The following is a 12,643-nucleotide window of genomic DNA, read 5'->3' as shown; positions in this document are numbered from 1 at the left end:
GCGCGGTCCGTAGGCCGACCGGCGCCGCATGATGGGTTCAGTTGGGTCTCTCAATCTGGCTCTTCGTCACGGCCCTGTCCAGCCATTGGTCCACTGGTCCGACCAGCCATTAGTCGTATTTATGAAATGCATTTCCAGGTTTTCAATAAGCCCATGCGCCGGGCGCTTTGCCCGACATTCAACCGCCTAAGGGGCGCCGCGCGGGCGTCCGGGGGAGAGCCAGCATGGTTGCGCATTCCACGATGCCAAGCGGTACTCGAATGCCCGATGCGGTGGCCGCCAAACTCGAGCAACTGGTGCTCGACGGAATCATCCGTCCCGGTCAACTGCTGCCTTCGGAGCGTCGCTTGTGCGACAAGCTGGGCGTGTCGCGCGCCTCGTTGCGCGAGGGACTGCGGGTATTGCGCGGCAAGGGCATCATCGAAACCCGGCAGGGGCGTGGCTCGGTGGTCGCCCGATTGATTCCACGCCGCGACGACAGTCCGTTGATGCATCTGTTCCGCGACCATCCGCGCACGCTCTACGACCTGCTCGAGGTACGGGCCCTGCTCGAGGGCGAATCGGCGAGGCTGGCGGCGCTGCGCGGCACTGCGGCCGACCGGGTGGTCATCGGCCACCGCTACGAGGCGATGGCGAACTATGTCGATCAGCCCGGCGAGATCGATGTCGAGCGCCTGGCACGCTACGACCACGGCTTCCATTTGTCGATCTGCGAGGCCTCGCACAACCCGGTGCTGGTCCACACCCTGCAGAGCCTGACCGACCTGCTGCTGAGCTCGGTCTTCGCCTCGGTCAAGAATCTCTACCACCGGCCGGCGTCGCGCGAGCGGATCAACCGCCAGCACGAGCGGTTGTATCGGGCGGTGATCGAGCAGGACGCCGAGGTCGCCCGGCAGGCGGCACTGGAACATCTCGAGAGCATCGGCGCCAGTCTGCGCGAGATCGAGGCCGAGAATGAACGACTGGTGCGTTCGGCGATGCGCCTGGAGGCGTGGCAGTGACGGCCTGGACTCAGTAAGAAGCCGCCCGGGAGGAAAGCTCGTTTTCCTCCTCTTCAATCATGCCCTCGATGGAAGCGACTTCGAGCTTGTTGCATAAATGTTCGCGAAGAATTCTTCCCAGCATGAGGCCGTCACGTTTCTGCAGCGCATCGATCATGGCTTCATGGTCCTCAACGGCGCGTCGCCAAAAATCATCCGTCATCTTCTTTGAATAGCGGACACGCTTTACGCGTTGGCTGAGGTTGCTGTACATCTCTTCGAGTACCTCGTTACCGGCCGCTGCGATAATGCGTTCGTGGATCTGTTGATTGACCCGAAAATAGGGTTGCAATTCCCGCTGCTGGTAGTGCTCGAGCATCGTCTCATGAAGCCGTTTGATAACCGAAAATTCTTCTTCAGTAATGTTCTGGCAGGCCAGTTCACCTGACAGACCCTCCAGCGCGGCCATTACATCGTAGGTGTTGCGTACCTTTTTCACGGTCAGGCGGGTAACGCGTGCGCCACGGTTGGGCAGTAGCTCCACCAAGCCCTCCGAGGCCATCACCTTGAGTGCCTCGCGTAGCGGTGTACGCGATACACCGAACTGTTCGCAGAGCTTCTTTTCCGAGATGCGCTCGCCTGGCATCAAAGTACCCTGTTCGATAAGTTCCCGAACACGATCGGCAACTTCACGATAGAGGTTCCTATGCTGGATCTTTTCCATTGTCGGTTCTTGATCGGAGAAGGGAGTGGCGAAACGCACAGAGTCCAGCTGCGTCGCCTTGACTGGGTTCCTTGAACGGTATTATGAATGCAAAACCAAGACAATAACAATCACCCGTCCCAGGAGCTGCTCATGGCCGGCAAGGTATATCTCTCTCACGTCCAGGTTTCTCGTCTCCAAGCCCGTCAGGTCATCGAAACGGCGTTCCGTGAGGCCCGCAGTGCCGGCATGGAACCACTGACGGTAGTCGTGCTCGACATGGGGGGCAATATCATCGCCGTCGAGCGTGAGGATGGCTGTGCACCGCTACGCTTTCCTGTTGCCAAGGGCAAAGCCTATGCTGCGCTCGGCAACGGTGTGGCCAGCCGCGTCGTGGGAGAGCGTAATTCGGAGCGCCCCGCCTTTCTGGCCTCGGTAGCGGCTGCCTCGGATGGGCAGTTCGTGCCCGTGCCCGGTGGCGTCGTGATTCTCGATGACGAAAACCGGGTGATCGGTGCAGTCGGCATCAGCGGCGCTTCTTCCGACGAAGACGAACGGGCGGCCATGGCGGGGATTCGTGAGGCGGGTTTCCGGCCCGGTCTGGCGCCGGATTGATTGTCGTCGAGAGGGGCATTCCCAGGCGCAAGCCAAGCCGCTGAGCTATCCCGTATATCCCGCAGCGAGCAGCCCACTGGCTCGTATTCCTGCGCTTGACTAGAGTGATCGGTCACCGATCACGCCGCCTTCCGTTTTATAACTTAATGTTTAATAAGAATTTTGTTTTTTCCGAAGTATCCTTCCGGCGGACTAAAGTATAATTTCGAATTTTGAATTATGTATCCATATTCAATGCCAGGTCGGGTTTGTCGCCACTCACGCCAGCACAACGAGGCACAACCACGCCGGCCGAAAAGGGGCCCGCGCAGACGGGCTTCGGTAGGCCACTGCCATGGCTGACCTACAAAAACAACGACACTTCGGAGAACGATATGAAAGCCATAAAGACAGCGTTACTCGCCACCGCGCTTGCTTTCGGCGTACAGGCAGCCAACGCTCAGGAGCGTGAGATCAAGTTCGGCCACGTGGGTGGGCCTGGTTCTCTATTCGAGATTTCAGCCAATGAATTCGCCAAGATCGCCAATGACAAGCTCGAGGGAAAAGCTGAGGTGGTCGTCTACGGCTCCAGCCAGTTAGGGAATGACTCACAGATGCTCAATAAACTGAAGTTGGGCACGATAGATCTCGCTCTACCCTCCTCGATCATGAGCAGCGTGGCTCCCGAATTTTCTCTCTTCGAGATGCCCTATCTCATCGAAGATCGGGATCATATGCGTCGGGTTCGTGATGACTTCCTGCGTGACGAGCTCTATTCCGCGGCTGATTCCAAGGGCTACAAGATTATCGGTATCTGGGAGAACGGCTTCCGACAGATCACGAACAATACCCGGCCTATCAACGTGCCTTCCGATCTCGAGGGCATCAAGCTAAGAACACCCAACGGCGTGTGGCGCGTGGAGATGTTCAAGAGCTACGGCGCGAACCCGGCCCCGATGGCCTTGTCGGAGGCTTTCGTTGCCCTCCAGACCGGCGCCATGGATGGCCAGGAAAACCCGCTGGTACAGATTTACTCACAGCGCTTCCAGGAGGTGCAGGACTATCTGTCGCTTTCCAATCACGTCTACACCCCGGCCTATGTGCTGGCCGGCGCCAGTTGGAGTCGCCTGCCCGAGGATGTCCGTCAGGTATTGGTCGAGACGGCCGAGGAAGTCGAGGAGTATGCCTTGGAGCAGGGTGCCAAGCTCGACGACAGTCTGCTTGCCAAGTTCGAGGAGGCGGGGCTGCAGATCAACAAGGTGGATACCCAAGCCTTCGTTGATGGCTCTGCGTCGATCTACGAGAAGTTCGGCAATGAAGTGGATGGCGGGCGAGAGATGATCGAGAAGGTCGACGCACTTCGCTGATCTTGCCTGAGTCAATGGTACCGGGCATGCCACGCGCAGCGACAAGGTCGCGGCGGGGTGTGTCCTCTCCCTTCTTTCCCCGGAGATGGCCAACGTGACCTTGAAACAGTGCAAGGCAGCCTACCAGAAGCTGCTGGAATTCATCGTTTTCCTGAATGTCGTGGCGTTGTCGGGAGTGGTGATAGTCGGCTTCATGTCACGCCTGCTTGGATCCCCCTTTAGTTGGTATGACGAGGTCGCCTCGGTGGGACTGGCTTGGTTGACCTATTACGGGGCGGCCCTGGCCGCGGCCAAGGGTGCCCATATTACCTGCCCCAGCATCATCAATATGGCATCGCCGCGTATTCGCCTACCGGTGGCACTGCTGGCGGAGGCCATTACCATCGCCTTCTTCGTGCTGCTCGGCTACACCGGCTATCAGGTGGTAGTGATCCTGGAGGGATCGACGCTGGTGAGCTTGACCAGTGTCTCGCTGCAGCTCACCCAATCCGTCATTCCCATCGGTTCGGCGCTGTTCATCATCGCTCAGTTGCTTCGCTTGCCAGAGGTGATCGAGAGCGCTCGCGGAGCGGGCTTCATCGACCATGAGTTGGACGAGGCGGGTATCAATCCCGACGAGGCTCGTGCGGACGCGGATGATAGCCCCACCGAGCAGGCCGGCAGCCGCGCCCCCGGACGGACCTGACAGGAATCAGCGAACCAGCGGAGATTAAACAATGATCATATTATCTATGTTCGCGGGGCTGATATCCCTGATTCTCATCAATGTACCGGTTGCCGTGGCACTGGGTATCGTGGGGGCCCTGGCCACCGTGGCGAGCTTCGGTGTCTTCGCATTACCCAACATCGGTATGGTGATGTTCGACGGTGCGACCAAGTTCCCTCTGATTGCGATTCCGCTTTTCATACTGGCCGGTGCGATCATGAATGCCTCCAGTATCTCGCGCCGTCTCATCGACTTGGCCATGGCCATGGTCGGATTCATCAAGGGTGGCCTGTCCATGGTGACCATCGGCGCGTCGATCTTCTTCGCCGAAATTTCCGGCTCGGCAGTGGCCGGCGTGTCGGCCATTGGCAGCATCCTGATTCCGGCGATGCGCAAGAAGGGCTATTCCAAGGAATTTTCGGCAGCCATTTCCTCCTCGGCCGCCAGTCTGGCCATTATCCTGCCGCCCTCGATCCCCATGATTCTCTATGCCGTCATGTCCGGCGAGTCTGTGGTCAAGATGTTCATCGCGGGAATTTTCCCCGGCCTGCTGGGTGCCATGGGGCTGGCTGCCATGTGCTACTACCTGGCCCGCAAAAATAACTTCCCCTCCGAGGGAAAGTTCCAGGCCAAGCGACTCTGGGAGGCCTTCAAGGGGGCTATCTGGGCACTGCTGATCCCGGTCATCATTCTCGGCGGGATTTTTGGTGGCATCGTCACTGCTACCGAAGGGGCGGCGCTCGCCGTGGTGGTTGCCATCTTCATCAGCTCCGTGGTCTATCGCGAGTTCAGCCTGAAGATATTCTACAAGTCCTGTGTCGATGCCGGCATCCAGACCGCCGTCGTCATGCTGCTGGTGGCCAGCTCCGCCGTGGTGGGGCTCTATCTGACCGAGACCCAGATCCCACAGCAGATGGCCAACTCCATCAGCGAGCTGACGGACAACAAGTACATCATCCTGGCGCTACTCAACGTCATCTTCCTGATCCTGGGGATCTTTCTGCACTCGGCGGCGGCGATCATCCTGGTCGTTCCGATCGTGTTGCCTCTGGTGACGGCGGTGGGTATCGATCCGCTGCACTTCGGCCTGGTCGTTACGCTGAATCTGGCCATCGGCCAGCAGACACCGCCGGTGGCAAGTGTGCTGATTGCTTCCTGCTCGATTGCGAGATCTGATATCTGGGCCACTACTCGCACCAATCTGTGGTTCATCGGGGTGCTGTTCCTGATACTGATGATCAACACCTATATCCCGGCCTTTGCCCTGTCCTTGGTCAATTTCGTCTATGGCTGAGGGCGCTCATGACACGCCAGAGATCCGGCGCGGCTGCGTCGGCTAGGGCAAGATCAACGGAGTATCGCGATGCGTAGTGACAACCTTCTTTTCGAAGTATGCGAAGGAGTGGCCTGGATCGGTTTCAACCGGCCCGAGAGCCGCAATGCCATGACCTGGGAAATGTACGATGGGCTGGAGACAGTCTGCGAGCAGCTCGCGGACGACGATAACGTGCATGCGGTCGTGCTGCATGGCGTCGGTGGCGAAGCTTTCGTGGCAGGAACCGATATTACCCAGTTCGCCACCTTTGACGCGCCGGAGGATGCGACTGGATACGAGCGGCGTATCGACCGTGTCGTGGGTAAGCTGGAGGCTTTGCCCAAGCCCACCATAGCCATGATCGAAGGCTACTGTGTCGGCGGTGGGGCGGCATTGGCCATGGTCTGTGATTTTCGTTACGCCACCCCATCACTGAAGTTCGGCGTACCGATCGCCAGAACGCTGGGCAACTCCCTATCGATCACCAACGTTTCGCGGCTGATCGACATGGTCGGCATCGCCCGTACCAAGGAGGTGCTGATGATGGCCAGGCTGTTCAACGCCGACGAGGCGCAGCAGGCAGGCCTGGTCAACGGCCTCTTCGAGGCAGAGGTGATCGCTGATGAAGTGACGTCGATTGCTGCCGAGTTTGCCAACCGTGCGCCGCTCACGCTGCAGGCCAGCAAGGCGCTAGTGGGGCGGGTACTGGCCCAGCGACGAGCGGCTGCCGATGCAAGCGACGATTGGGTTATCACTTGCTACATGAGCGATGACTTCAAGGCTGCGGTCAACAAATTCATCAATAAGACGCCTTTCGCCTGGACTGGAAAATGACCGGTTCTGGCTGCCGCCAGGGAGAGATTCGATGCTTGCTTTGAATGGCTTGAAAGTGCTCGATGTGTCGCAAATCATGGCCGGCCCGTATTGCACCATGGTACTGGGCGATATGGGCGCCGAGGTTATCAAGGTGGAAAAGGCCAACGGCGGCGACGATAGCCGCCAGATGGGCCCTTACGTCAACGACGAATCGACTTGTTTTTCGCAGATCAACCGCAACAAGAAGAGCATTTCCTTGAATCTCAAGGACAAGCGTGCCCGGGCGATCTTCTATCGCCTGGCCGAGGAGGTCGATGTCATCGTCGAGAACTATCGACCCGGGGTGACCCAGTCACTGGAAATCGATTACGACACGATAAAGGCCATCAATCCCGGCATTATCTATTGCTCGATTTCCGGCTATGGCCAAACCGGCCCCAGCCGACACAAGGGCGGCTTCGACCTGGTGGCGCAGGGCATGACCGGGCTGATGTCGATGACCGGCGAGCCGGGGCGCCGTCCACTGAAGACAGGTATCGCCGTCTACGATATCGGTGCCGGCATTACGGCCGTCTATTCGATTCTGGCTGCTTATATTCACAAGATGCAAAGCGGGGAAGGCCAGCACATCGATATTGCCATCACCGAATGCGGTCTACCCTGGTATACCTGGGAGGCGGCGGCCTACTTCGCCGAAGGCAAGGTGCCCGAGCCCACTGGCTGGAGACATCGGGTCTCGGCCCCTTACCAGGCGGTCAAGGCCCGCGACGGCTACCTGATGCTTGGCTGTGCCAATCAGCGTACCTGGGAGCGGTTCGCTCAGGACGTGCTGGGGCGGGAGGAGCTGCTGGCCGATGAGCGCTTCCTGACCAACCACGCGCGTGGCCAGCATGTCGAGGAACTCGAAGCGCTGCTCGAGGGGATCATGGCCGATCGCGATGTCGACGACTGGCTCGAACGCTGTGATGCAGCCGGGGTGCCGGCCGGCCCGATCAACGACTTTGCCCAGGCCATGCAGGACGAGCATTACCTGGCCAGGGAGATGGTGCAGGAAATCGAGCATCCGAAGATCGGCAAGATGAAGACGATCGGTTTTCCCAGCAAATTCTCACTGACACCGTCGCAGATTCGCCAACCGGCACCTCTCTTCGCACAACACACTGATGAAGTGCTGTCCACCCTGGGTATCCAGGACGAGGAACTCGAGCGCTTGAGGGCTGAAGGCTGCATCAAGTAGCTTCTTGACGCTCATATTGAATTCATTATCCAAAAATAACGCCGAAGCGGAGAACTGCCATCATGCTGAATCTCGACTTTCATCCCTCGGGCCGCCATTTCCTGCAGATACCCGGTCCTTCACCGGTGCCGGATCGCATCCTAAGAGCCATGAGCCTGCCGACGATCGATCATCGTGGCCCCGAGTTCGGTGCGCTGGGACTGGAACTGCTGGCCAAGACCCGGCAAATCTTCAAGACGGTGAACCCGGTCATCATCTATCCGGCATCCGGCACCGGGGCCTGGGAAGCGGCGCTTGTCAACACGCTGTCACCGGGCGATCGGGTGCTGATGTTCGAGACGGGACACTTTGCCGCGCTATGGCAGAAGATGGCCCGGCGGTTGAGCATTGAGACCGAGTTTCTGGGTCTATCTGGTGATCAAGGGTGGCGGCAGGGCGTGCAGGCCGACATGATCGAGGCACGCCTCATGGAGGACCCCAGCCATGAGATCAAGGCGGTGTGCGTGGTCCACAACGAGACTTCGACCGGTGTGACCAGCGATATAGCTGCCGTACGCCGCGCCATCGATGCTGCCGGTCATCCGGCGCTGTTGATGGTGGATACGATTTCCGGCCTGGCCAGTGCCGATTACCGCCACGATGAGTGGGGTGTCGATGTGACGATTTCGGGCTCGCAGAAGGGCCTGATGCTGCCTCCGGGGATCAGTTTCAACGCCCTGTCCGACAAGGCCATCAATACAAGCAAGTCGGCGCAGTTGCCCAAGAGCTTCTGGGCCTGGGACGAGATCATCGAGGCCAACAAGAATGGCTACTGGCCCTATACGCCGAATACCAACCTGTTGTATGGCCTGAATGAAGCCCTCGACATGCTCCTGGACGAAGGGCTCGAGCATGTGCTGAAACGGCACCAGCGCTGGGCCGCTGGTGTACGCGCTGCGGTCAACGCCTGGGGGCTGGAAATCCAATGTCAGGACCCCGCTGTTTACTCCCCGGTCTTGACCGGCGTTGTCATGCCGGATGGCGTCGATGCCGATGCGATTCGCAAGCTGATCTACGAGCGCTTCGATCTGTCACTGGGGATGGGGCTCGGCAAGACCAAGGGGCGCATGTTCCGTATCGGCCATCTGGGGGACTGTAACGATCTGACGCTGATCGCGACCCTCGGCGGCTGCGAAGCCGGCATGCAGCTCGCCGACATCCCGCTCAAGGACAGTGGCGTACTGGCGGCACTGGACTATTTCGCCCGCCATCCGCTCGATGCCGACCGTTAACGGCGCTATCGTCGCAAGCCGCCCGGGGGAGACACGATGACGTCGTTATCCGCAAGGAACTCACAGCCTCGCAACGCCCGTATCCCGCCTGTCTCTGAGACGGCAGCTCGCCTGCAGCGTGAAATCGCCGGCGAGGTGCTGTTCGATCAGGCCTCGCGAGGGCGCTACTCCACCGATGCGTCGATCTATCAGATCATGCCTCTCGGTGTGGTCGTGCCGCGCCATCAGCAGGACCTGCAAGTGGCACTGGATATTGCCCGCGATGCGGCCATGCCGGTGTTGCCCAGGGGCGCCGGGACCAGCCAGTGCGGCCAGACCGTCGGTGAAGCGCTGGTGCTCGATACCAGCCGCTGGCTGAACAACGTCATCGAGTTCGACGAGCAGGCGCGTACCGTGGTGGTCGAGCCCGGCATCGTGCTCGACCATCTCAATGCCTGGTTGAAACCCCATGGGCTGTGGTTTCCCGTCGACGTTTCGACCAGTGCCCAGTGCACCCTGGGCGGCATGGCCGGTAACAACTCGTGCGGCTCGCGTTCGATCAAGTACGGCAACATGGTCCATAACGTGCTGGGCATCGAGGCCATGCTGGCCGATGGTACCCAGGCGGCGTTCGGGCCCATCGATGGGATGACCGGTACCGGGAGGCTGGGTGACATTGTCCAGCGTATACGCCAGATCGCCGAGCGCGAGGATGGCCGGATTCGCGAGCACTTCCCCAAGGTGCTGCGCCGGGTTGCCGGCTATAACCTGGATCTGTTCAACTGCCAGAACCCGCTCCCCTACGATGCGCTGGGCCGGGCCAACCTGGCTCATCTACTGGTAGGCTCAGAGGGGACGCTGGGCCTGACCCAGCGGCTCACTCTCAAGCTCGAGCCGCTGCCCGAGCACAAGGTCCTCGGGGTAGTCAACTTCCCTACCTTCTACCAAGCGATGGACCTGACGCAGCACATCGTTGAATTGCAGCCGTCCGCGGTCGAGCTGGTCGATCGCACCATGATCGAGCTGTCGCTGGAGAACCCCTCGTTCCGGCCGGTGATCGAAAAGGCCCTTATCGGTAGACCCGAAGCGGTACTGCTGGTGGAGTTTTCGGGCCAGGGGTGCGAGCCGCTGCTCGATAGCCTGCGCCAGTTGAATGAGTTGATGGCCGACCTGGGCCTGCCTGAGTGCGTCGTCGACATGCCCGAGGCTGCCGAGCAGAAGGCGCTATGGAATGTGCGCAAGGCCGGTCTCAACATCATGATGAGCATGAAGGGTGACGGCAAGCCGGTCTCCTTCATCGAGGACTGCGCAGTGCCGCTGGAGCACCTCGCCGAGTACACCGACAAGCTGACCCAGGTGTTTCACAGGCACGGCACCGAGGGCACCTGGTACGCGCATGCCAGCGTCGGCACGCTGCACGTGCGTCCGATCCTCGACATGCGTCGCGACGGCGCACAGAAGATGCGCGACATCGCCGAGGAGGCCTCGGCGCTGGTACGTGAATACAAGGGGGCCTACTCCGGCGAACACGGCGACGGCATCTGCCGGGGCGAGTGGGTGGCCTGGCAATTCGGCCCGGAGCTCAATGCCGCTTTCAAGGAGATAAAGCAGCTCTTCGATCCCACTAACCTGTTCAACCCCAACAAGATCGTCGACACCCCGCGGATGGACGACGAGCGCTACTTTCGGTTTCCCAAGCATTACCAGACGATTCCGCTCACCCCCGTTTTCGACTGGACGCCCTGGAACGTCAAGCGCGACCCGCTGACCGGTGAGCAGAGTGAGCCGGGTAGCGCCGGCGACCCCACGCATGGCCTGGCCATGGCAGTGGAGATGTGCAACAACAATGGCCATTGCCGCAAGTTCGACGCCGGCACCATGTGCCCTAGCTATCGCATCACTCGCAACGAGCAGCACCTCACCCGTGGGCGTGCCAATACCCTGCGCCTGGCACTGTCCGGCCAGGTGGGACGCGATGGGCTGGCCAGCGACGAGGTCAAGGAGGCGCTCGACCTGTGTGTGTCGTGCAAGGGCTGCAAGCGTGATTGTCCGACCGGGGTCGACATGGCCAAGCTCAAGATCGAGGCGCGTGCGGCGCGTGCCGAGACCCACCCACTAGCGTGGCGCGACCGCATGGTCGCCGGCATGCCGCGCTATGCGCCCTATGCCAGTCAGGTGGCGCCCTTGCTGGGCAGGCTCGAGCGTTTGCCGATCCTGTCGCGTTGGGTCAAGCAGTCACTGGGGTTGGCCGAGGCGCGTTCGCTACCGGCGTTCAACGGCAACTACCTGCGTGGGGCCGAGCGTCCCCGAAGCGATACGCCGGCGGTGGGGGAGGTGGTGCTGTTCGTCGACACCTTCAACAACTACATGGAAGCCGACAACGCGGCGGCCGCTCATCGTGTGCTCACGGCCGCCGGGTATCGCGTTCATCTCAACAATCCGCCGAATCAGCGGCCGCTGTGCTGCGGGCGGACCTACCTGGCTTCGGGCCAGGTCGACAAGGCCAAGGCCGAGGCGCGACGTACATTGGATCACCTGATGCCTTACGTGAAGCGTGGGGTGGCTATCGTTGGCCTCGAGCCGTCATGCCTGTTGACGCTTCGCGATGAGTTTCTGCAGTACGGCTACGGCGAGGAAGCCAGGCAGCTGGCGGAGGCGGCGATGCTGTTCGAGGAGTTCCTGGTGCGCGAGAAGGCCGCCGGCCGTCTGGCACTCGACTTCAAGTCGCTCGAAGCATCACGCGCCTGGCTGCATGGCCATTGCCACCAGAAGGCGTTCGATGCGCTGCGTCCCGTGGAGGTCGTGCTGGGATGGATTCCGGGCCTGGAGATCCAGACGATCGAATCGTCATGCTGTGGCATGGCCGGTAGCTTCGGCTACGAGCGCGAACACTTCGAGGCCTCGATGCAGATGGCCGAATTGTCGCTACTGCCCGCAGTACGCCAGGCTGAAGAACGGGATCTGATAATCGCCGATGGCACCAGTTGTCGACATCAGATTCGCGACGGTGCCCGGCGCGATGCGCTGCACGTTGCGTGCGTGCTCGACATGGCGCTGGCCTGAATCGCCATCACACGTGGCGACGCACGGGATGCCTTCGGCGTGGCAGGACTTTGAATGGACGATCGGACTCAAGAGGAAACCGCATGGCGATCTACAGGTACGCAGACCAGCTACCAACCATCGACACGGGGGTCTATGTGGCCGAGACGGCTGACGTGATCGGCCAGGTCACCCTCAAGCGCAATGCCAGTGTCTGGTACCAGGCAGTGCTGCGTGGCGACACCGAACATCTCGAAGTCGGCGAGAACAGCAATATCCAGGACGGGGCGGTGCTGCATGCCGATCCAGGGTTTCCGCTGGTCGTGGGGGATGAGGTTACGGTCGGTCATCAGGCGATGCTGCATGGCTGCAAGGTTGGCGACGGCAGTTTGGTGGGGATTCAGGCGATCATTCTCAACGGCGCGGAGATAGGGAAAAACTGCCTGGTAGCGGCGGGAGCACTGATCAAGGAAGGCGCAACCTTTCCCGACAACTCGCTGATCGTCGGTGCGCCGGCACGAGTTGTCCGTGAGCTGTCGGCAGAGGCTATAGCGAACCTCAAGAAGAATGCCGAAGCCTATGTGCAGCGCGGCAGGCTTCACGCACAGTACCTGGAGAGGGTGGACTGACCCG

Annotated in this window: 11 protein-coding genes; 10 read left to right on the top strand and 1 reads right to left on the bottom strand. The window is 60.5% G+C overall.

The features are described 5' to 3' along the window. The first annotated feature begins 224 nt into the window (after positions 1 to 224). Positions 225 to 1,001 (top strand): transcriptional regulator GlcC, encoded by a 777-nt coding sequence (glcC, locus tag HR9077_RS08890; protein ID WP_210725896.1) that lies wholly within the window; start codon positions 225 to 227, stop codon positions 999 to 1,001. Between the two features lie 10 nt (positions 1,002 to 1,011). Here the strand turns inward: glcC and HR9077_RS08885 are convergent, their stop codons facing one another. Then, positions 1,012 to 1,704: a GntR family transcriptional regulator gene (locus tag HR9077_RS08885; protein ID WP_136066650.1), complete on the bottom strand. Its 693-nt coding sequence runs from the start codon at positions 1,702 to 1,704 to the stop codon at positions 1,012 to 1,014. 132 nt (positions 1,705 to 1,836) lie between these two features. Here HR9077_RS08885 and HR9077_RS08880 point away from each other — a divergent pair, with 132 nt between their 5' ends. The 9 genes from HR9077_RS08880 to HR9077_RS08840 all read left to right on the top strand — a co-directional run bounded on the left by HR9077_RS08880 (position 1,837) and on the right by HR9077_RS08840 (position 12,639). Continuing rightward, complete coding sequence (locus HR9077_RS08880) at positions 1,837 to 2,298, top strand: GlcG/HbpS family heme-binding protein (protein WP_136066649.1); 462 nt, start codon at positions 1,837 to 1,839, stop codon at positions 2,296 to 2,298. A 374-nt stretch (positions 2,299 to 2,672) separates the two neighbouring features. Then, positions 2,673 to 3,644 (top strand): TRAP transporter substrate-binding protein, encoded by a 972-nt coding sequence (locus tag HR9077_RS08875; RefSeq protein ID WP_136066648.1) that lies wholly within the window; start codon positions 2,673 to 2,675, stop codon positions 3,642 to 3,644. An 85-nt stretch (positions 3,645 to 3,729) separates the two neighbouring features. Beyond that, positions 3,730 to 4,329, top strand: a complete 600-nt coding sequence (locus HR9077_RS08870) for a TRAP transporter small permease (RefSeq protein ID WP_244613120.1) — start codon at positions 3,730 to 3,732, stop codon at positions 4,327 to 4,329. A 46-nt stretch (positions 4,330 to 4,375) separates the two neighbouring features. Further along, positions 4,376 to 5,644, top strand: coding sequence for a TRAP transporter large permease (locus HR9077_RS08865; RefSeq protein WP_244613118.1), 1,269 nt, complete (start codon positions 4,376 to 4,378; stop codon positions 5,642 to 5,644). A gap of 69 nt (positions 5,645 to 5,713) precedes the next feature. Further along, positions 5,714 to 6,499 (top strand): enoyl-CoA hydratase/isomerase family protein, encoded by a 786-nt coding sequence (locus HR9077_RS08860; protein WP_136066647.1) that lies wholly within the window; start codon positions 5,714 to 5,716, stop codon positions 6,497 to 6,499. Next, positions 6,435 to 7,718 (top strand): CaiB/BaiF CoA transferase family protein, encoded by a 1,284-nt coding sequence (locus HR9077_RS08855; RefSeq protein ID WP_244613116.1) that lies wholly within the window; start codon positions 6,435 to 6,437, stop codon positions 7,716 to 7,718. The genes HR9077_RS08860 and HR9077_RS08855 overlap by 65 nt, the downstream gene beginning before the upstream one ends. A 62-nt stretch (positions 7,719 to 7,780) precedes the next feature. After that, complete coding sequence (locus HR9077_RS08850) at positions 7,781 to 8,989, top strand: pyridoxal-phosphate-dependent aminotransferase family protein (protein ID WP_136066646.1); 1,209 nt, start codon at positions 7,781 to 7,783, stop codon at positions 8,987 to 8,989. Between the two features lie 36 nt (positions 8,990 to 9,025). Next, positions 9,026 to 12,031, top strand: a complete 3,006-nt coding sequence (locus HR9077_RS08845) for an FAD-binding and (Fe-S)-binding domain-containing protein (RefSeq protein ID WP_136066645.1) — start codon at positions 9,026 to 9,028, stop codon at positions 12,029 to 12,031. 83 nt (positions 12,032 to 12,114) lie between these two features. Beyond that, positions 12,115 to 12,639 (top strand): gamma carbonic anhydrase family protein, encoded by a 525-nt coding sequence (locus tag HR9077_RS08840; protein WP_136066644.1) that lies wholly within the window; start codon positions 12,115 to 12,117, stop codon positions 12,637 to 12,639. Positions 12,640 to 12,643: the final 4 nt, after the last annotated feature.

The sequence above is a fragment of the Modicisalibacter radicis genome (assembly GCF_900961225.1).
Classification (GTDB): Bacteria; Pseudomonadota; Gammaproteobacteria; order Pseudomonadales; family Halomonadaceae; genus Modicisalibacter.
The sequence above is the reverse complement of the archived record's forward strand: the minus strand, read 5'-3'. Positions and strand labels throughout refer to the sequence as shown.